Source organism: Williamsia sp. R60, assembly GCF_054063855.1.
Genome location: NZ_JBSSGR010000001.1, coordinates 349219 through 368646 on the forward strand (window position 1 = coordinate 349219; position 19428 = coordinate 368646).

Below are 19428 nucleotides of genomic sequence, written 5' to 3' on the forward strand. Positions count from 1 at the left end.
AGAACGACACAGAACATGGAGCCCGACCGGTGAACCACGAGGCAACGGCCCGAACCACGGGGCCATCGGCCCGACCTACCGAAGGGGTTGGTAACTGATGGCCGGCAATTCCAAACGTAAGGGCGCCGTCCGCAAGGGCGGCACCAAAAAGGGGCAGACCGTCGGATCCGGCGGTCAGCGGCGGCGCGGTCTCGAAGCGAAGGGCGCGACACCGAAAGCTGTCGACCGCACCTATCACACCGCTCACAAGCGTGCGAAGGCTGCGGCGAAGGCCTCAGCACCCGGCGGGCGGCGTCCTCAGCGCAAGTCCGACGTCGATGGGCCCGAATACGTTCTCGGACGTAACCCGGTGGTCGAATGCCTGCGCGCCGGCGTCCCGGCGACTGCTTTGTACGTCGTGCTGGGGGGCGATGCCGATGAGCGCGTCACCGAAGCCGTCCAGATCGCCGGCGACAAGGGCATCGCGATCCTCGAGGTGCAACGGCCCGAACTCGACCGGATGAGCTCGAACGGCATGCACCAGGGCATCGCCCTGCAGGTACCGCCGTACCGCTACGCCCATCCCGAAGATCTGATGCAGCTGGCCATCGACAGCGGTCAGCCTCCCTTGCTGGTGGCCCTCGACAACATCACCGACCCGCGAAACCTCGGTGCCGTGATCCGTTCGGTCGCCGCATTCGGCGGACACGGTGTGGTGATCCCGGCTCGCCGCAGCGCCTCGGTCACCGCCGTCGCATGGCGCACCAGCGCGGGTGCGGCCGCAAGGCTGCCCGTCGCGCAGGCCACCAACCTCACCAGAACACTCAAGGAGTGGGCTCAGTCGGGTGTGCAGCTGGTCGGCCTCGACGCCGACGGCGACGTCACCCTCGACGACTACGACGGTTCGGGTCCCACCGTGATCGTGGTCGGGTCCGAGGGCAAGGGTCTGTCGCGGCTGGTTCGCGAGTCCTGCGACTCGATCCTGTCCATCCCGATGGCCGGCGACGTCGAAAGCCTCAACGCGTCCGTCGCCGCCGGAGTGGTGCTCGCGGAGTTCGCGCGTCAGCGCCGTTCGTGATCCCTAGCTCCGGCTCTCCGTCTTCTTCTTGTCTGGCACCAAAGCGTTCATCGCGACCTTGATCACGATGCCCACGACGATGATGACGATGCCGAGCACGGTGCTGGTGGAATCGGTGACCAGACCGGCGACGCCGGTGACGATGACGAAGATCGGCACCCAATCCCACAGCCGCGCCAGTGACTGCGGCACCACGTCTTCTCCGCCCTTCGCCATCTCTTTGGCAACGGCGTACTCGGGGTAGAACTCGGTGAACGAGATCGCGAAGATGGTACCGGCCAAGCCGATGATCCAGCCGGTCCAGAAGTTGTTGTTGTCTTGCAGGACGGCGTCGCCGTAGAACCCGGCGACCGCCCCCACCCCGAATCCGAGGACCCACGACCAGGTGATCATGTAGTTGATGTGGATGAACACCGGGTTGTCCCACATCTCTTCCGGCTCAGACTCTTTCGCATATTGCATGGTGAAGGGCTGGCGAATCAGGATCGAGCCCAAAGCGAAGGAGACCAGCGCGATGTTGGTCATCTCCCCGCCCCACATCTCCAGCCAATCGAGCACGCTGGCTGCCGCGAACTGGGCGAGCAGCACCATCGAAGAGAAGTAGACCAGGTCGAAGACCTCGAGGAACTTGATCTTGCTACCGCGCTTGTGGCCGCCGATGACGATGAGTAGCGAGAGGCCGAACGCGACGGCTGCCGCTTCCTCGAACCGCCCCGGACCATTGATGAAACCCATCACGATCCATGGGGTCATACCGGCGAAAGGCGAATTCAGGAAGGCCGACAGAACGCGTCCGAACTTCGATTGGGTGACGACCGGCGAGACCGTCTTGTTCTGATCGGAATTATCTGTCACGGCTACGTGGCCTTATCTCGCATTGGAGCACAGAAGGTTTGGGGTGATGCCTGACGATCGTAACGGTAGTCAGCCCGGGTCACCGCAAGAAATCGTCAAGCCGGATCGCCGCGAAGGAAATTGATGATGACCGGATTGACAACACCGGGGGTCTCGATCGGGATCAGATGTGTGCCAGGCAGAACCGCAAGACGTGCGTTGGGCAGTGCCTTCACGATCTCCGCGCTGTGTTCGAGTGTCACCTCGTCGTGATCGCCTTGCATCACCAGAGTCGGTGCGGTGATTCCACTCAAGTCGGAAAGCGCCATCTCGGGTTCGTTCGCGATCATCGTGGTGGTTTTCTCGAATACGACCGGGAAATGCTCATCGCCGTCCGGCGAGGTCTCCGCGTAGTCGGACCGCAGGAATTGCACGATCTCCGAATCGATGTCGTCGATGGAATCGAGTAAGCCGCCACTGGACCGTCCGGACGAGTTCAGATATTGCCCCAGGACAATCATCCGGTTCACCAGATCGGGACGTTTGAGGGCAACAAGAAACGCTATTACGGCGCCATCGCTCCAGCCGACCAGGTGCGCCGGCCCGCCGACGATCCCGTCGAGATAGGCGATGGTCTCTTCGGCCATGTCCTCGTAATGGAATTCATCGGTGACGTCGGCGCTGTGCCCGTGACCATGGCGCTCGGGGGCGTAAACGGTGTACCCGGCGTCGACCAGGGGCTGGAACTGTCCGCCCCAGTCCGCGGCCGAGGAGAACGCGCCGTGCAGCAGAACCACCGCGTCGCCCTCGCCGGCCACCTGATGCCACACCGGTGTGTCGGCAGACGGGTGGTTTATTTTGACGTATCCGGTGTACTCGGTGGTCATGCGTTCGAGTTTTTCAGATCACCGGCCGTGTCGTGTTGCGAATGAGCGCGATAGCGGGCGAGTGACCGCTATTGGACCGATAGGGTCGAAAACATGGTGAGTACTAGTACGAGGGTGACCCTGGCCGACGGGGTCGTCGAGGGTGTCCGCGACCGCGACATCGTCCGCTGGCGCGGCATTCCGTTTGCCGCCCCCCCGGTCGGTGACCTGCGACTGCGGGCACCTCAGCCGGCCATCGGATGGGAAGGTGTGCTCAAGGCCGACAATTTCCGGAACGCTGCGCCGCAGAATCCCAAATATGCGCTGGTCGAGCGCGGGCGCAAGCAACCTGTCAGCGAAGACTGCCTGACGGTCAACGTCGTGGCACCGGCACGCACCTCGAACAAGCCGCGGGCGGTGATGGTGTTCATCCACGGCGGCGCGTACATCCTCGGGTCCACCGCCACCCCGCTCTACTACGGCCACGACCTCGTCCGGCGTGGCGACGTGATCTTCGTGTCGATGAACTACCGGCTGGGGCCGCTGGGCTACGGGGACTTCACGAGGTACTCGACCCCGGAACGCCCCTTCGAGACCAATCTGGGATTGCGTGATCAGGTGGCCGCGCTGCAGTGGGTGAAGGACAACATCGCCGACTTCGGAGGCGACCCAGACAATGTCACGATCTTCGGGGAGAGCGCCGGCGGCAACGCCGTGACCACGCTGATGGCCACACCTGCGGCCGGCGGTCTGTTCCACCGCGCCATCGCCGAAAGTTCTGCGCCGATGCTGACCTTGCACCAGCACTACGCCCAGCGTTTCGCCGACAAGATGGGCGAACTGCTGACCGCCGACACCGGCATCTCGGACGTGGCCGAAGCCCTGGCCTCGGCGTCGCTCGCCGAGATCGGCCGCGCCGGGCACCGACTGGCGAGGTGGGTCACCAAGGACAGCCCTGGTCTGCTGCCGTTCGGGCCGGTCGTCGACGGCGACTACCTGCCGGTTGCGCCGGTGAAGGCCTTCGCCGACGGTTCGGCCCACCAGGTGCCGATGATCATCGGCACCAACAAGAACGAAGGAACACTCTTCAAGCGGCTGCCGCAGGGCATGCTGTCCACCGAAGAGGTCATCACGGAGATGTTCGCCAACACCGAGCCCGACGCGCAGGATCGCATCACGGCGGCCTACAACGGTTACCCCAGCCCGCGATCGATGGTGCAGTTCGGCGGCGACTACATCTTCTGGGTGGGCAGTGTGGCTGTGACACAGGCGCATTCCGAGCACGCGCCCACCTACGCCTACCGATATGACTACTCGCCGAAGGTGATGAGGTGGATGGGTCTCGGGGCCACTCACGCGTCCGAACTGCTTGCGGTGTTCGGCATCTACCGCGGCAAAGCCGGTCGGCTGCTGACCCAGCTCGGTGATCGGCGAGATGCCCTCCGCGTTACCGGTGAGGTGCAGGATCAATGGCTGTCGTTCGCGAAAACCGGCGAGCCGCTGTCCAGTTGGCCCCCATACACACCGAAGGTGCGGGCCACCAGGATCTTCGACAAGCACTCGTATGTAGAGGTGGATCCGATGCGGGCACGGCGCGAGGCATGGAATGGGTTCGGCGACTACGCTGCGAAGGTCCCCGGCGCCGAAGCCGCCGAGGAAACCCTCGAGAACGTGTGAGAGCCGTACATCGGTGAACGACTGAAGCTGGGAGATGCGAATGCGCGTATTTGGCTCCGCCACTGAGGTTTTGACCGCTGTGGGAAGTGAACTGGGCAGCAGCGAATGGATCACGGTGACCCAGGAGCGGGTTGATCAGTTCGCCGAGGCCACAGGTGATCACCAGTGGATCCACGTGGATGTCGAGCGGGCGAAAGCGGAGAGCCCATACGGCGGCACCATCGCCCACGGGTTCCTGAGTCTGTCGCTGCTTCCGATGCTGGGCGCGCAGATCTACGGGTTCGAGGGCGTGAAGATGGCCCTGAACTACGGCAGCAACAAGGTGCGTTTCCCGTCCCCGGTCCTGGTGGGGTCGAAGGTCCGGCTCACCACCACCCTCGCCGAGGCGACCGATCTCGGCGACGGTGCGATCCAGATCGTGTTCGGTCAGACGCTCGCGGTCGAGGGCACGGCCAAACCTGCGGTGGTCGCGGAGATGGTTGTCCGGGTTGTGTTTTGAGGCGTGCAGCATGGTTGGGCATACTCGCGGCGGCGACGATCGTCGTCGCCGGATGCGGCGGGGCTGATCCCGATCCGACGGTGACCACCGAACCGGTTGCCGGTGAGTCGACGACAACGGCGGCTTCGACAACACCGGCAGCGACCACGTCCGCGATCACGCCGTCCACCCCTACGTATCTACCGCCGTTCATCGACCACCTCGCCTGGACGCAGACCGAGCAGGGCCCGAGTCTGCAGGTGTTTCCCACCGAGTCAGGACGCAACACGCAGGGCGCCGGCGATCTCGATGCCAGCTGGGCCGAGGTGGTTGCGCTCGACCCAACGGCCGACACCCCGGGAATGCGCGATCAGTACGCCTGCCACTGGCGGTTCGCCCGGATAGTCGACCCGGACAAGACGAGCTGGAACCTGGAACCGTGGCGCCCCGTGGTCACCGAGTCGGAGATGATCTCGACCCGCTGCAATCCCGGCGGCGCCGAGGAATCAATTCCCTGACGTCGTCACCGACCGAACCACCTGACCGACACGCAGCAGTCCGTGTGGATCATGTTGCTCTGCAAGGGCTCCGAGCCACACCAGGGTGTCTTCGTCGTAGCACCGCGCCAATCGGGCCGGTCCGGTGCCCGGAGCGAAGTTCGGCAGCTCACCCACCGACCACGGCGCCACGGCGTCCAGTACGGCGCTCGCATGGGCGGGCACGTGCTCGGCGATCGGCGGCACCAGAGCACCGACCACCATCAGGTTGAATGACGCGCTGCGATGGCAGAAAGCGCTGCGCTGGGCTGCCGGCCGCGACAGCGCACCCCCGAGCAACCGGAGTTCGACGACCACCTGCGGCGAACCCGATTCGGGGCCGGTGAGAGCGATCAGGGCGTCGATCGCGTCGTCGCTCAGCTCGCCGAGCAGTGTGCTGCGCTCATGCGTCGGCATGGGGTCGACGGGATCGGCGTGGATCGCCCCCATCGCCGCGTACGGCATGGGCGCCACCGCGTCGATCAGAGGTGTCGCGGCGGTGCGGATCGGCGCGAACAGGGCTTCGGCAGCGGTCGGCTCTGCGAGCGATGCGTAGCGGACCGCCAGCGTCAACCTACCGGCCAGCTGTGGCGGAACGCCTGGCAGCGGTGGCAACTGCAGCAATGCGAGCGAGGTGTTCGTGTCCTCGGGAAGAGCCGCACTCCAGTCGCGCCAGACCCGCAGCACGTCGGCAGCGTCGGAACCATCGAAGTAGACGGCACCTCCGTAAATCTCCGATATGGGCAGCAGCTCGATCTCGACCGAGGTGACGATCCCCAGCGTGCCTTTCCCACCGCGCAGCCCCCAGAACAGCTCGGCATGGTTGTCGGGGGTGACCTGCAGGACCTCGCCGCGCCCGGTGACCAATTCGAACGATCGGACATGATCGGACGACAGGCCCACACTACGTACCAGTGGGCCGATGCCGCCGCCGGTCAGAAAACCGATCACACCCACGTGGGGCGCCGAGCCGGCCAGGGCGGCAAGGCCGTGCGCTGCGGCCGCATCGACGACCCGCTGCCACCGCACGCCGGCGCCGACCCTGGCCGTACGTGTTTGCGGATCCACCACGCAGCCGTTCAACTCGGCGGTGTGCACCAGGATGGTGCCCGAATCGATCGGCAGAGCGCCGTGCCCGGTTGCCTGTACGGCAACGGTCAGCCGGCGACGCTCGGCCACGCGCAACGTGGCCGCGACATCGGCGGCCGAGGTGGCGAACACAACTGCGCACGGCTCTGACGGCACCGAGACGTTCCAGGGCGTCGCGCGCGCGTAGTCGGGATCAGCAGGACCGGCGACCACACCGGACACGGCGGCGCGTAGTTCGGTGGCCGGGTCGGCGTGGGTGCTCTCGGTGGTCGTGGTCATCGTGTGCGAACGCCTCTCATCATCGGGGAAGTCGATGGCAACAGGTTGCGTCACATCACTTGGCATCTGCTTGGTGGCGAGTCCAAGGAAACGTCAAGAAGTGGGCCGGATCCGTTCGGGGTCCCGGGGCGGGTCGGCGTCAGGCCTGCTCACGAACTGTGCGCACGTCCTCGAGGAGACCCGCCATCCCGAACTCGGCCGCCCGGGCACCGATGTCATCGAGTTCGTCGAGATGTCGTTCGGCCGGTGGACGCAGTTGCCACTGCAGAAGTTGGCAACGGAGGACGGTCGGTTGCCCGCCGTTGCGCTCGGCGACCTCGGCCGCGACCGCCACTGCCTCGGTTGCGGCGGCGGTGTCGCCCAGCAACATGTGAAGCCTGGCGAGGGCGAGGTCCACCGGGCCGACGGAACCGAGCTGACCGATCACGCCGATGCACCCGGTGAAGGGTTCGAGTTCGGCGATGAAGTCTGCGGCGAAGTCGGTCAGCTCGAACTGTGCCACCAGGTGGGCGAGAGCCGTCGCGTGACCGAGCGTGTGCCACACATGTGCGCCGCGGGTGTCCTGCCGCTGCCGGATGAGCTTCTCGGCCAGGTTCCGGTCGACCGGAGCACCGGGGACGGTGGCCAATCCGGCCGCGATGACGCCGATCATGTCGGTGTCCTCGGCGCTGGCCGCCACACCCTCGATCAGATCGCGGGCCATCGACGCCTCGTCTTCGGACAGATGGCCCTGCTCGCGGCGCAACCCCATCAAGGACATGTTGGACTGTCCGGTCACGTACAGCTCGGTCTGCTCGTGGACACGTTTGGCGATGGCCCGGTGCCGGGTGGCCCGTTCGAAGTCGCCGTCCCAGACCGCCACCACCACCTCCATCCAGCGAAGCTGTGCGCGCAAGATCGGCAGGTTCAGCTCCTCGCTGCCGTTGATTGCCTGGAGCAGATGGCCCCGGACCGCGTGCACGTCGCCGAGGGTGAACGCGGCCATGGTCGCGATCGAGTGTGCGATCACGGTGTCGAATCGGGCCTGACTGTGCGCGAAGGTCAGCAGGTCACCGATCGTGGCGATGGCTTCGGCGGCATGGGTGGCGACGCCGGAGAAGGTGATCAGCCGGGCCATCATCACCTCGGCCGTGATCTCGGGATCGTTCGCGATGGCCGCGAAATGTTCTGCGCGGACGATCAATTCGGGCGCCAGCGTGGGGTCGGGATGATAGCTGTGCCCGACACACAGTGCTCCGAGAACCTGTGCACGCGCGGCAGATTCGTCCGCGACGATCTGTTCGGCGCGAAACAGCAGGGCCAGCAACGGCGCGGGGTCCTTGCCCGGGGTGACCCACGGCCACCCTCCGCCCGAACGCAGCAGCGAACCGGCCAGTTTTCCGATGGTCGCGGTCTTCTCGGTTCGGATGGCCATGGCCAGTTCCGTTTCGACCGTGTCGAGTACGGTCTGGCCACGGCCCGAGCGTGACAGTGCCTCGAGATAGGACACGGTGAGGCCGTCCCGCTCTGCGTCGTCCTGATCGCCTGCGGGCAACAGGTCGTAGGCCACCAGTGCCTGATGCCACCAGTTGGCCGCGGACTCGGAGTTCCATCGCTCGGCGGCAGCGGTGGCCGCCGCGATGCATGCCGCAACCGCGTCGCGGGCCTCCACCAAAGGCAGCGCGGCCATGAGATGTTGTGCACGCCTGCCCAACACGTCCGAGCCCGATGCACCTTCGAGTACCTCGCCGACCTTGGCGTGCGCGCGTTTACGACGCAGCGTCGGCATCTGGGCCAGCACTTCCTCGCGAAGCAATCCGTGGGCGAACGCATAACCGTCGGTGCCCGGGGCCGCGGCGATGATGCGGGCGTCGGCGGCCTCGTCGAGATGGTCGGCGAGCGAGTCGATGTCGAGACGGGTGGTGGCCGAGAGAAGCGCCACGTCGATCGCGTCGCCGATGACTGCGGCCATCCGGAGCACCTGCAACACAGCAGGATCGAGGCCGGCCAACCTCAGGCCGAGGACGGACCGGACTGCTTGCGGCAGTTCACCGGCGTCGCGTTCGTCCTTGGACAGGCGCGCGTATTCGGAGACGAACAGCGGATTGCCGCCCGTGCGCCTGATCAAGCGGGAGACCTCAGTGTCGGACAGGGCTTCGTCGGCGATCTCATTGGCCAGTGTCGCGGCATCGTCATCGGCCAGTGCCGACACGACGATCTGACGGTTGCCACCTCCGCGGGCGACCGCGCTGAGGAGCCGACCGAGCGCGGTCCCGTGCTCGCCCTCGCGCAGAGTGATGATGAAGCCCACCGGGTGCCCGTGCACAGCGGTCGCCATGGAGGCGAGCGCGCCCACCGACATCGCGTCGGCCCATTGGGCATCATCGATCACGACCGTCAGAGGTGTTGTCGCCGAACTCTGTTCGATGACGCGCTGTACCCGGTCGTACGTGGTGAAGCGGGCGGTGTCGGCGTCCACGCCGTCCTGGGTGGTGAGGATCTCGGCGGGGTCGCAGCCCAGCGCCTCGACGAGCTGACGGGCGGGCCACCAGGCGGGGGCGCCCTCCTCGGGATTGCGGGCCCACACAGCGCGACCACCCAGGGCCTGCATCCGCTGGGCGGCCTCGTGGGCGAGTCGTGTTTTTCCGATGCCCGGCGGGCCGATCAGGATGAGCCAGCGCGTGTTCCCCGCGACCACCTCACCGAGCAGCCGGCCGATGTGATCGATCTCGCGCGTGCGGCCCACCAGTTTGCCGTTCGATGCGGCAGTAGAGGCCGGGGCCGGCTGATCCGGGACCGCCTCGGGTTCGGGTGAACGGATCTCGCTGGCCCCGGACCAGCTGGGTTTACGGGGCCACGCGGCCAACTCCGGGTCGTGGCGCAGGATCGCACCTTGCAACTCGCGCAGTTCGGAGCTCGGTTCGAGTCCGAGATCGTCGTCGAGTCTGCGCGCGTGTTCGGTGAACACATCGAGGGCTTCGGCCGAGCGGCCCGCCCGGTGCAGCGCCATCATGTGCAGCCAGCAACTGCGATCGCGATAGGGCTGCTCGGTCTGCAGTGCCACCACATCGGCGAGTGCCTGGGGAACGCGCCCCAGCGCCAGGAGCGCGGTGATCCGGTTCTCCCGGCACCCGCTGCGGAGTTCTTCGAGTCCGGCCGCCTCGGTCTGAACCCAGCTCTCGTCACCGAAACCGTCGAGCAGCCGTCCGCGCCACATACCGAGAGCACGATCGGACGTCTCGAGGGCCGGCGCCCAGTCCTCGCGGTCGGAGGCCTGGCGGGCCGAATTGGCGAGGTCCAGGAACTCGTCGATGTCGAGTTCGGAATCATAGATCTCGAAGATGTACCCGTTCGACTGTCGCCGGATGGGGGAGGTGCCGACCGCGTCGTTACGCAGCGCCCGGCGCAGATTCGAGATGTAGGCCTGCAGGCTGGACGTGGCACTGGGCGGTGCGTCTTCTCCCCAGATCGCGTCGGACAGCCGGTCGATGGAGACGACGGTGCCGCGATTGAGGAGCAACAGCGCCAGCACCATCCGCTGCTTGGGCGACCCGAGTTCCACGACCTGCGAGTGGTCGGCGCGACGGACCACGGACAGCGGTCCGAGCAACTGATACCGCATCGCCTGCCTTCCGGTCCGGGCCGCGTGCTACAGCGTCACCCGAAATGAGAGCTTAGGCGATCGGTCGATCTGGCGTGTCCTTGCCGAGCAGGTTCGAGCCAGCGGGGAGGCGAAAGTCTCAGAAACTGGTGCCGAGCAGTGGTTTGCTGGAGGCGGGAACCCGTCGGCGTCCAGAGCCGGCGGACCGTTTGGAGCCGACCACGCGGCATACCAGGTAGATGACAAAAGAGATGGTGGTGACGAAGGCGGAGACCGGCAGCCCCGGAGCGAGCGACAAGACGATACCGCCGACCGCGGCGATCTCGGCGAACAAGATGGACAACCCGAGCACCACGGTGGGGTTCGACGACACCCGCATGGCGGCTGCGGCCGGGGTGATCAGCAGCGACATCACCAGAAGGGCGCCGATGATCTGCACGCTCTGGGCCACAGCTGCGCCGAGCAGCACCGCGAACGCCACCGAGAGCAGCCGCATCGGCACTCCACGGGCCTCGGCCACGCGGGGGTCGGTGCTGGCGAACAGCAGCGGCCGATAGATGACAGCCATCGCCGCGACCACGACGACAGTGGTGATGACCACGGCCTCGGCGCCTTGGGTGCCCGCATTGATGGCCTGCCCGGCGAGCAGGTTGAATCCGGTTCCGATGCGTCCCGGGTTCAGCGCGATGAACAGCACCGCCAGTCCGAGACCGAACGCCATCACGACGCCGATCACCGAATCACGTTCGCGCACACGGTTACCCAGCAAACCGAAGATGACGGCCGCGACGATCGCCCCGATCACTCCGCCTAGGTTGACGCTGAAGCCGAACAGCAGAGCAGCAGCGGCTCCGGTGAACGACAACTCGCTGGTGCCGTGGACGGCAAACGACATCTGACGGCTCACGACCATCGGGCCGAGGACGCCGCCGAGGATGCCGAGCAGCGCGGTCGCCACCAACGCCTGCTGGACGAAGTCGTAGGAGAGCAGGTTCATCGTGGCGTCGAAGTCGAAGAAGTCCGACCACTGGGCCTTCATTCCTTCACCTCGACATCGCGGGTGGACAGGTGTTCGAGGTCACCGCTATCACCGTGGCAGGCGGATTCGTCGGCGCCGACGACGATGAGCCGGCCCTGCACCTCCAGGACATCGACACGCGTCTGGTACAGCTCGCTGAGGGTTTCCGACGTCATCACCTGCGCCGGTGTCCCGATGCGGAACCGGCCGTCGACGAGGTACACGACCCGATCGACGTACGGGAGGATCGGGTTGATTTCGTGGGTGACGAACAGGACAGCGGTTCCGTGGTCGCGGCGACGGCGGTCGATCAGCGCGGCCACCCGGCTCTGGTTGGCGGGGTCGAGACTGAGCAGCGGCTCGTCGCAGAGCAACACCGAAGGATCGCCCGACAGTGCCTGCGCAACCCGAAGCCGCTGTTGTTCGCCACCGCTGAGCAGTCCCAACGGGGCGTCGGCGAACTCGCGAGCATCCACCTGGGCGATCGCATCGTCGACAAGAGCGTTGCGGCGCTTGCGGTTTCGCCACCCGATACCCCACCTCTGCCCGTCCACGCCGAGACCGACGAGATCCCGGCCACGTAGCGGCACACCCTCATCGTGGGTCTGTTGCTGCGGGATGTACCCGATGGTGCTGTCGCCGGCCCGCAGGCTGCGGCCTTGCACCGCAACCGTTCCCGCGTTCAGCTGGTACTGGCCCAGCAGTGTCTTGAGCAGAGAGGTCTTGCCCGACCCGTTGGGCCCGAGGATCGCGATGAATTCGCCGGGGGCCACGGTCAGGTCGAACTCGTCCCACAGCACCCGCTGCCCGAACTTCAGGCGCGCGCCGCTGATCGTGACGGCGGCACCGCTGTTGTCCAGAAGTGATGCCGGTTCGGGCTGGGTCATGAACTGCGCTAACTGCTTGGTGTCGGTCTGGTCGATCACGAGGTCGATCAGGGAGTGGTCGTATCGGACGCCAGGGCGGACGTCAGGGTCTCAACATTAGCCTTCTGCCATTCGATGTAGTCGGTGGTTCCGGCGGGCAGGGTCTCGGTGAAGTCGACCACCGGCACGCCCGAGCTGTTCGCGATGTCGAGAAGTGCCTTGGTGCCCTCGTCAACTGCCTGTGTGTTGTAGATGAGGGCGCGCACCTGGCGTCCCCGCAGCAGATCCTGGGTGGCCGCGATGTCGCGGGCCGACGGCGACTGCCCGGCCTCGACCGCGTCCTGCAGACCGGCGGGGGTGACATCTTTGAGTCCGGCGTCGAGCAGCAGGTAGTAAGCGAGCGGTTCGGTCTGGGCCACCGGGGCATCGGGGTTCGCGGTCTTGATGGCGGCGACCTGGGCAGTCAGTTCATCGAGCCGCTTGTTGAACTCGGTGACGTTGTCGCGGTAGGTCTGCGCGTTGGCGCTGTCTTTCTCGGACAGGGCCTCGGCCACCTTGTCGGCGACGAGCCCGGCGACCGCGAGATCGTAGAAGACGTGCTCGTTGGCCTCGCCCGCTCCGTGATCGTGGCCTGACTCCTCGGTGCCGCTTTCTTCGTGACCGGCTTCTTCATGCCCGGCTTCTTCGTGCCCACCTTCGGCGAGTTCGAAGGCGTTGATCACGACGGCACCGGAACTCTTGGGCGCGTCCTCCATGTAGGTGTCGTAGTGCCCGCCGTTGAGGACCACCACACCCGCTTCGGAGACCTTGGCCGTGTCCTGTGCGTTCGGTTCGAACTCGTGCGGGTCTCCGGTGGGGGAGTTGTACAGCGACGTCACCTCGGCCTTGTCGCCGGCGACCGCAGCGGCGACCGAACCCCAGACGTCGGTGGAAGCCACGATGGACACCTTGCCGTCGGCGGTGGTGCCCCCGTCGTCCGAGGAGCATCCGGCCGCCAGGGCGGCGGTGAGGGAGACGGCGGCGGCAACCGCCAGGGGTCGGGACCAGGTGCGCATCGGGAGGTGACCTTTCACGTCGAGACGATGGCCGCCTCATCAAGGCGGGGGCTCCATCGGGTAGACGCTAATGATAACCGTTACCGACAGCCAGGCGAAATCAGCCTGGCGCCACCGCGGCCGGCGTCACGAACCGTTCGATGATCGCGCGCTCCTCGGCGGCGTCGGTGCCGGGAGTTGTTAACAGCGACACGATCATTCGTACAATGAACTGCGCTCGCAACCCTTCATCGGCGCTCGGGCCTGCAGAGTCGCCTGTGAGGTCGTCGGAGACAAACGCCGTGACGATCTTCTTGATCAGCTCGGACGATGATCCGAGTTCGGCCGCCAGGCTTGCCGAGCCGGGGCGAAACCAGGAGTGCAACACCGGGTCGGTGCGCACTGCCTCGACGGCGGCGACGATCGCGTCGGTGGTCCGCCGTGCCGGGTCGGCGACGTCGGTCACACGCTCGGCGAGCTGCCGGGAGAGCACGCGGGCCTCGCGTTCGACGAAGGCCATCTGCAGTTCGGCGCGCGACGGGAAGTAGCGGTAGAGCGTGGCCCGCGAGCATCCGGCGGCGGCGGAGATCTGGTTCATGTTGACCGCATCCACCCCGTGCTCGGCGAACAGCTCGGCCGCTACGTCGAGAATGCGGCCGGCAGCGATGGCCGATCGGCTCTCGCCCAGCCAGGAGGCGGCCGTCACCGGTTGGTCCGCACAAGCAGTCTGGTCGGACGGCGTACGTAATTGCCCTTGGCGTAGGTGATCGAATCGGCGTCGACCTCGAAGTCGGGGCAGCGCCTCAGCAGCTCTTCGAGCGTCACCCGGACCTGCATCCGCGCAGCCGCCGCCCCAAGGCAGTGGTGACCGCCTCGACTGAACGTGAGTATCTGGCGGGGGCGCCGATGGATGTCGAGTCGGTCTGCGTCGTCACCGAAAACCTGCGGATCGCGATTGGCCGCGCCGTAGCAGAGCAAGACCTTGCGACCCGCCGGAATGGTCACAGGCCCGGCATCCGTTTGGAAATCGGTGTCGACGGTGGTGGTCCGGGCCAGGCCCTGGACCGGTGAGGTGAGACGGAGGAACTCTTCGATCGCCCCGACGATGAGCCCGGGATCGTCTGCCAGTTCGCGCCGTTGTCCGTGGTGTTCGCCGAGTAGCGCGGTGGCACCGCCCAGCACCCCGGTGGTGGTGTCGTTACCCCCGGTGACCATGGTGAAGGCGAAGGCGAGGATCGACAGCAACCCCTCAGTGTTGCCGTCCTCGCCGACTCCCGCCCTCACCAGATGCGACACGGTGTCGTCGCCGGGATGTTCTCGCCGATAGGCGATCAGCGTGCTGAAATACCCCATCAGCTCCACGACCGCCGCCGACGCGGCCTCGCCTGCCCGTGCCAGATCTGAGGTGTCGGCGCCGACGATCGCCTCGGTCCAGCCGTCGAACGCGCGCCGGTCCGACTCCGGCACACCCAGGTAGTGCGCGACAACCATCGACGGCAGGGGTTTGTACAGGTCCGCGACCACGTCGCCTTCTCCGGCGTCGAGGAGAACATCGAGCCGGTCGGTGACAAAATGCCGCACTGCGGGCTCGACGTCGGTGACCTGCTTCGGGGTGAACCCGCGGGCCACCAGCTTGCGGAAGTCGGTGTGCGCAGGCGGGTCCTGCATCACCATGGGCGGATTGTCGGCGAGGCCGAGGCTCTCGAGTTCGCCATAGGTCACGGTGAGGCCTGCGGTGGAGGTGAAGGTGCGCCAGTCGTCGGCGGCGCGGGTGACGTCCGCGTGTCGGGTGAGTACCCAGAAGTCGCGGTCGGGACGGTCGGTACGGACGCGATGGACCGGATCGTGGTCACGCAGAGCCGTGTACATCGCCCAGGGTTCACGCCATGTCTGCCCAGAGCGCAGGGTGAACTCGGCTGGATATGACACATCGGCCCGCATGTCTCAACACTGAGACACTTGGGCCAATGTGTCAACCCTTTGTGGTGTCAGGCTCCCGAGGTGTGCGGCATGAGCGCACCCGGCGGGATGTGGCCGAACTTGCCGGCGTTGAAGTCGTCCATCGCCTCGATGAGTTCGGCGCGGGAGTTCATCACGAACGGTCCGTACTGGAACACCGGCTCACGGATCGGGCGTCCGCCGAGCAGCAGCACCTCGAGCGCGGGGCGGTTCGAGTCCTGTTGCTGCGCAGCCGAGATGGAGATCCGGTCGCCGGGTCCGAGGACTGCGAGCTGACCCTGCTGGATGGGATTGCCCACGGGTCCCACGGTGCCGCGCCCGGACAGGACGTAGACGAGTGCGTTGAAGTCGCGGTTCCACGGCAGGTTCAGGGCCGCGCCCGGCTCGATGGTGGCGTGAGCCAACGTGATCGGTGTGTGGGTCGACCCCGGGCCGGTGTGACCGTCGATGCCGCCCGCGATGATCCGCACCAGCGAACCTCCGTCGGGCGAACTCAGCAGGGTGGCCTGGTTGCCCTCGATGGACTGGTAGGCCGGGGTGGCGAACTTCGCCTTCTTCGGCAGGTTCACCCACAGCTGGACCCCGTGGAACAGTCCGCCACTCTCGACCAGCTCTGCGGGCGGTGTCTCGATGTGCAGGATGCCCGACCCGGCCGTCATCCATTGGGTGGCGCCGTCTTCGATCAGGCCGCCACCGCCATGAGAATCCTGGTGAGCGAACCGGCCGTCGATCATGTAGGTCACGGTTTCGAATCCGCGGTGCGGGTGCCAGCTGGTCCCACGCGGTTCGCCGGGCTCGTATTCGACCTCGCCCATCTGATCCATGTGGACAAAGGGGTCGAGGTCGGTCTTGGAGACGCCGGCAAAGGCCCGGACAACAGGGAAACCCTCACCCTCGTACCCACGCGGGCCGGTGGTGACCGACCTGACGGGCCGCTCGGTGTCCGTGGCGACGGGGCCTGCGATGCGGGGCAGGGTCAAGGTATCGGCTGTGACGGCGGGCATGACGTGCTCCTTAGATGGAGGTGATTCGTACAGCCAGTGTAACCGGACCGCGGTCCGATTCATTCCGTGACCACGGTTGCTGGTCCGTGCCCCCTGAGCCACACCATTAGTGTGGACTCATGGGCACCACCATGGGCCAGGTCGAGGCACCCGACGGCACGCGCATCAGCTATCGGGTCGCCGGGCGGGCCGCCGACGCAGACAGCCCGGCACTGCTGCTCATTCACGGTTGGGCACAGTCATCCACCTGCTGGGGCAATCACCTACTCGAACTCCTCGGGCGCGAGCATCGGGTCATCGCGATGGATCTGCGCGGGCACGGCGAGTCCGGCGTACCCCCTGCGACGACCGTCGAGAACTTCGGACCGGCGCACTTTGCAGGTGACGTCGCCGCGGTGCTCGCCGCCGAGGTCGGGCCCGGCCAGCCGGTGTTCCTGCTCGGCTGGTCGTACGGCGGGCTGGTCGTGTGCGACCACCTCGCGACCCTGGGGCGGGCGTCGGACACCGTTGCAGGTGTTGTCCTGGTGGGAGCGACCACCTCGATGGGGCGGGGTAAGCCCGGTGGCCGGATCGGGCCTGCGATGCGCGCCGCATTGCCCGATGCGTTGTCCGACGATCCGAAGGTGGCGGTGGCGGCGCTGTCCGACTTCGTCGCCGCCGTGACACCGCTCGGCGACGGTTCCACCCTCCAGCGGTTCCTCGGCACATCGCTGGCCACGGCGCCCGCGGTGCGCAGCGCACTGTTCGGCCGCGGCGCCGACCATGATGATGTCCTCGCGGCTCTCGATGTGCCCGCACTGGTCATCCACGGCACTGCCGATGCGGTGGCCGACATCTCGTGCGCCGAACACGCCACGTCTCTCATCCCGGCAGCCACCGCGGAGTTCTGGGAAGGCGGTGGTCACGCACCGTTCGTCGACGATCCCGACACCTTCGCGCGTCAGGTGGAGGGCTTCGTGGCCGAGTCCATCCGGTCTTACGGCCCGGCCAGGGGGGTCCGGTCGTGAGTCCGGCCGTCGGTCCCGCGGTTCCGCGGCGGGTGGCGCTGATCTCGGTGCACACGTCCCCGCTGGCCCAGCCCGGGGTCGGAGACGCCGGCGGGATGAACGTCTACGTGTGGCAGACCGCCAAACGTCTGGCGCAGCGTGGTGTCGAGGTCGAGATCTTCACGCGAGCAACATCATCGGCCGATGAGCCCGTGGTGGAGGCGGCCCCGGGGGTGACCGTGCGGAACGTGGTGGCCGGTCCGTTCGAGGGGCTGGACAAGCGGGACCTGCCCACCCAGTTGTGTGCGTTCACGGCGGGTGTCCTGCGGGCCGAGGCGGGACGGCCGGTGGGCTACTACGACCTCGTCCACTCGCACTATTGGCTGTCCGGACAGGTCGGCTGGCTGGCCCGCGACCGATGGGCAGTACCTCTCGTGCACACCGCGCACACTCTCGCCGCGGTCAAGAACGCCTCGCTCGCCGAGGGCGACACCCCCGAACCGCCGATGCGGCAGGTGGGTGAGCAGCAGGTCGTCGATGAGGCCGACCGTCTGATCGTCAACACCGAAACCGAAGCGCAGCAACTGATCTCGATCCATCACGCGGACCCGTCGCGGATCGACGTGGTCACCCCCGGTGCTGATCTCGAGTGTTACACGCCTGGGCCGCGCATCGACGCCAGGCTCGACCTCGGACTGGACCCTGACGAGGTGGTGGTGACGTTCGTCGGCCGGATCCAGCCACTCAAGGCTCCGGACGTGTTGCTCCGGGCCGCGGCGCCGCTGATCCGTCGCGGACTCTCGAACGGACGAAAACTCCGGGTACTGGTGGCCGGTGGGCCGTCAGGCTCCGGGTTGGAACGCCCCACGTCACTGATCGAGCTCAGCCGTGACCTCGGCATCGAGTCGTCGGTCACGTTCATCCCGCCGCAGTCGCCCGAGTCGCTGGCCAAGGTGTACCGCGCATCGAATGTGGTTGCGGTGCCCAGTTATTCGGAGAGCTTCGGATTGGTCGCCATCGAAGCGCAGGCGGCGGGGATACCCGTGCTCGCCGCGGATGTCGGCGGGCTGGGGGTGGCCGTCGACAACGGCGTCAGTGGTGTCCTGGTGGACGGACACGGGATCGACCGCTGGACCGGGGAACTCGACCGTTTGCTGGGGGACGAAACCGCCCTCGCGGCAATGGGAGAGGCCGCGCACCGGCACGCCCAGAACTTCTCGTGGGATCACACCGCGGATCAGCTGCTGGACAGTTACGGCAGGGCCATCGAGAGTTTCCGGCGAAATCGCGTGCAGGTATCGAATGCGTCCGATCCGGGTACAACCCAGTCGCTGGGCAACCTCTCAGAAGAAACCACTCCGCAGGCAGTCGTGGCCGAACCCGAAGCCCGACCTCTGGCCCGGATGGCACGCCGGTTCGCCGGACGAAGAAATGGGGCACGAACATGACATCACAGATCACCTCAGAGCTCGGTTCGACGATCGACCAATTCCTCACCCAACGCGAGATGACCTTCAGCCGTAAGGATTCCGGCGGCAAGGACGCCGACTACTTCGTGGTGGATCTACCGGGTGAGAAGAAACTCAAGACCACGGTGCTGCTGACCGTGGCCCCACACGGACTGCGGATCGAGGCGTTTGTCTGCCGCAAACCCGACGAGAATCACGAGGGCGTCTATCGCTGGATGCTCAAACGCAACCGACGGCTCTACGGCGTGGCGTACACGCTCGACAACTCGGGCGACATCTACCTGGTCGGCAGGCATTCGGCGGAGTCGATCACCGACGCCGAACTGGACCGGTTGCTCGGGCAGGTCCTCGAAGCGGCCGACGGCGACTTCAACGTGCTCTTGGAGATCGGGTTCATCACCTCGATCCGGCGTGAATGGGCATGGCGGGTCTCGCGCGGTGAGTCGCTGAACAACCTCAAGGCGTTCGAGCACCTCATCGACGGTGACGGGTCAGACGGGGCACCTGGTCGATCGGTGCCGTCGCACAACGGCAACGGCGGCGCGCCCCGGTCGCACGGTGAGCGTGCCCGCGGTGAAGGCGGTGCACACCTTTCCGGGGGCGACGGGACGCCCTCTGTCGGTGGTGCGCCGATCGGCGGCGTGGAGAAGGGTCGCGAAGAGGGCGACAACGGTCGGCCGCAGGCATTCGACGCGG

Annotated in this window: 16 protein-coding genes and 1 pseudogene; 7 read left to right on the plus strand and 10 right to left on the minus strand. The window is 66.5% G+C overall.

All coding sequences use genetic code 11. From position 1 onward, the window contains the following. Positions 1-97: 97 nt before the first annotated feature. Complete coding sequence (gene rlmB / locus ACVWY6_RS01520) at positions 98-1057, plus strand: 23S rRNA (guanosine(2251)-2'-O)-methyltransferase RlmB (RefSeq protein ID WP_023961268.1); 960 nt, start codon at positions 98-100, stop codon at positions 1055-1057. Between the two features lie 3 nt (positions 1058-1060). On the opposite strand, the gene ACVWY6_RS01525 is transcribed toward rlmB, so the two are convergent. After that, positions 1061-1912 carry a hypothetical protein gene (locus ACVWY6_RS01525; RefSeq protein WP_457535783.1) on the minus strand — a complete coding sequence of 284 codons (852 nt, stop codon included), beginning with the start codon at positions 1910-1912 and terminating at the stop codon, positions 1061-1063. 95 nt (positions 1913-2007) lie between these two features. Next, complete coding sequence (locus ACVWY6_RS01530) at positions 2008-2778, minus strand: alpha/beta fold hydrolase (RefSeq protein ID WP_400720405.1); 771 nt, start codon at positions 2776-2778, stop codon at positions 2008-2010. A gap of 93 nt (positions 2779-2871) precedes the next feature. Here ACVWY6_RS01530 and ACVWY6_RS01535 point away from each other — a divergent pair, with 93 nt between their 5' ends. Genes ACVWY6_RS01535 through ACVWY6_RS01545 form a run of 3 tightly spaced genes read left to right on the plus strand, consistent with a single transcriptional unit; the run spans position 2872 to position 5430 of the window. After that, positions 2872-4434 (plus strand): carboxylesterase/lipase family protein, encoded by a 1563-nt coding sequence (locus ACVWY6_RS01535; RefSeq protein ID WP_457535786.1) that lies wholly within the window; start codon positions 2872-2874, stop codon positions 4432-4434. 40 nt (positions 4435-4474) lie between these two features. Continuing rightward, the gene (locus ACVWY6_RS01540; RefSeq protein WP_023961277.1) at positions 4475-4933 is read left to right on the plus strand and encodes a MaoC family dehydratase; all 459 of its coding nucleotides are present in this window, start codon (positions 4475-4477) and stop codon (positions 4931-4933) included. Continuing rightward, positions 4930-5430: a DUF2599 domain-containing protein gene (locus ACVWY6_RS01545; RefSeq protein WP_457535788.1), complete on the plus strand. Its 501-nt coding sequence runs from the start codon at positions 4930-4932 to the stop codon at positions 5428-5430. Before ACVWY6_RS01540 ends, ACVWY6_RS01545 begins: the two co-directional genes overlap by 4 nt. Here the strand turns inward: ACVWY6_RS01545 and ACVWY6_RS01550 are convergent. The 8 genes from ACVWY6_RS01550 to ACVWY6_RS01585 all read right to left on the minus strand — a co-directional run bounded on the left by ACVWY6_RS01550 (position 5419) and on the right by ACVWY6_RS01585 (position 16277). Further along, positions 5419-6816 carry an FAD-binding oxidoreductase gene (locus ACVWY6_RS01550; RefSeq protein ID WP_457535790.1) on the minus strand — a complete coding sequence of 466 codons (1398 nt, stop codon included), beginning with the start codon at positions 6814-6816 and terminating at the stop codon, positions 5419-5421. The two genes, ACVWY6_RS01545 and ACVWY6_RS01550, sit on opposite strands and share 12 nt — an antisense overlap. 139 nt (positions 6817-6955) lie before the next feature. Continuing rightward, positions 6956-10417: a BTAD domain-containing putative transcriptional regulator gene (locus ACVWY6_RS01555; protein WP_457535792.1), complete on the minus strand. Its 3462-nt coding sequence runs from the start codon at positions 10415-10417 to the stop codon at positions 6956-6958. Positions 10418-10535: 118 nt separating this feature from the next. Then, complete coding sequence (locus tag ACVWY6_RS01560; protein ID WP_457535793.1) at positions 10536-11435, minus strand: metal ABC transporter permease; 900 nt, start codon at positions 11433-11435, stop codon at positions 10536-10538. Continuing rightward, entirely contained in the window at positions 11432-12301 is an 870-nt protein-coding gene (locus tag ACVWY6_RS01565; RefSeq protein ID WP_400726678.1) for a metal ABC transporter ATP-binding protein, read from the minus strand. The genes ACVWY6_RS01560 and ACVWY6_RS01565 overlap by 4 nt, the downstream gene beginning before the upstream one ends. 47 nt (positions 12302-12348) lie before the next feature. Continuing rightward, the gene (locus ACVWY6_RS01570; protein WP_031333055.1) at positions 12349-13335 is read right to left on the minus strand and encodes a metal ABC transporter solute-binding protein, Zn/Mn family; all 987 of its coding nucleotides are present in this window, start codon (positions 13333-13335) and stop codon (positions 12349-12351) included. A gap of 100 nt (positions 13336-13435) precedes the next feature. Next, complete coding sequence (locus tag ACVWY6_RS01575; protein WP_457535795.1) at positions 13436-14020, minus strand: TetR/AcrR family transcriptional regulator; 585 nt, start codon at positions 14018-14020, stop codon at positions 13436-13438. After that, positions 14017-15255 (minus strand): cytochrome P450, encoded by a 1239-nt coding sequence (locus ACVWY6_RS01580; protein WP_457535797.1) that lies wholly within the window; start codon positions 15253-15255, stop codon positions 14017-14019. The genes ACVWY6_RS01575 and ACVWY6_RS01580 overlap by 4 nt, the downstream gene beginning before the upstream one ends. 47 nt (positions 15256-15302) lie before the next feature. After that, complete coding sequence (locus tag ACVWY6_RS01585; protein WP_062797264.1) at positions 15303-16277, minus strand: pirin family protein; 975 nt, start codon at positions 16275-16277, stop codon at positions 15303-15305. Positions 16278-16396: 119 nt separating this feature from the next. On the opposite strand from ACVWY6_RS01585, the gene ACVWY6_RS01590 reads away from it, so the two are divergent. The 3 genes and pseudogenes from ACVWY6_RS01590 to ACVWY6_RS01600 all read left to right on the plus strand — a co-directional run. After that, positions 16397-17284, plus strand: coding sequence for an alpha/beta fold hydrolase (locus ACVWY6_RS01590; RefSeq protein WP_457535799.1), 888 nt, complete (start codon positions 16397-16399; stop codon positions 17282-17284). Next, a complete protein-coding gene (gene mshA / locus ACVWY6_RS01595; protein WP_400720375.1) occupies positions 17281-18711 on the plus strand; it encodes a D-inositol-3-phosphate glycosyltransferase in 1431 nt (476 codons plus the stop codon). Before ACVWY6_RS01590 ends, mshA begins: the two co-directional genes overlap by 4 nt. Further along, positions 18708-19310: pseudogene (locus tag ACVWY6_RS01600) on the plus strand (YbjN domain-containing protein); the annotation flags it as partial. The gene mshA and the pseudogene ACVWY6_RS01600, both read left to right, overlap by 4 nt. Between the last annotated feature and the right edge of the window lie 118 nt (positions 19311-19428).

Excerpts from the sequence above, each read along its gene's own strand:
- rlmB (WP_023961268.1), top strand. The coding sequence starts at position 98 with ATGGCCGGCAATTCCAAACGTAAGGGCGCCGTCCGCAAGGGCGGCACC.
- ACVWY6_RS01550 (WP_457535790.1), bottom strand. The coding sequence starts at position 6,816 with ATGACCACGACCACCGAGAGCACCCACGCCGACCCGGCCACCGAACTA.
- ACVWY6_RS01560 (WP_457535793.1), bottom strand. The coding sequence starts at position 11,435 with ATGAAGGCCCAGTGGTCGGACTTCTTCGACTTCGACGCCACGATGAAC.
- ACVWY6_RS01570 (WP_031333055.1), bottom strand. The coding sequence starts at position 13,335 with ATGCGCACCTGGTCCCGACCCCTGGCGGTTGCCGCCGCCGTCTCCCTC.
- ACVWY6_RS01540 (WP_023961277.1), top strand. The coding sequence starts at position 4,475 with ATGCGCGTATTTGGCTCCGCCACTGAGGTTTTGACCGCTGTGGGAAGT.
- ACVWY6_RS01535 (WP_457535786.1), top strand. The coding sequence starts at position 2,872 with ATGGTGAGTACTAGTACGAGGGTGACCCTGGCCGACGGGGTCGTCGAG.
- ACVWY6_RS01555 (WP_457535792.1), bottom strand. The coding sequence starts at position 10,417 with ATGCGGTATCAGTTGCTCGGACCGCTGTCCGTGGTCCGTCGCGCCGAC.
- ACVWY6_RS01590 (WP_457535799.1), top strand. The coding sequence starts at position 16,397 with ATGGGCACCACCATGGGCCAGGTCGAGGCACCCGACGGCACGCGCATC.
- ACVWY6_RS01565 (WP_400726678.1), bottom strand. The coding sequence starts at position 12,301 with ATGACCCAGCCCGAACCGGCATCACTTCTGGACAACAGCGGTGCCGCC.
- ACVWY6_RS01585 (WP_062797264.1), bottom strand. The coding sequence starts at position 16,277 with ATGCCCGCCGTCACAGCCGATACCTTGACCCTGCCCCGCATCGCAGGC.
- ACVWY6_RS01580 (WP_457535797.1), bottom strand. The coding sequence starts at position 15,255 with ATGCGGGCCGATGTGTCATATCCAGCCGAGTTCACCCTGCGCTCTGGG.
- ACVWY6_RS01530 (WP_400720405.1), bottom strand. The coding sequence starts at position 2,778 with ATGACCACCGAGTACACCGGATACGTCAAAATAAACCACCCGTCTGCC.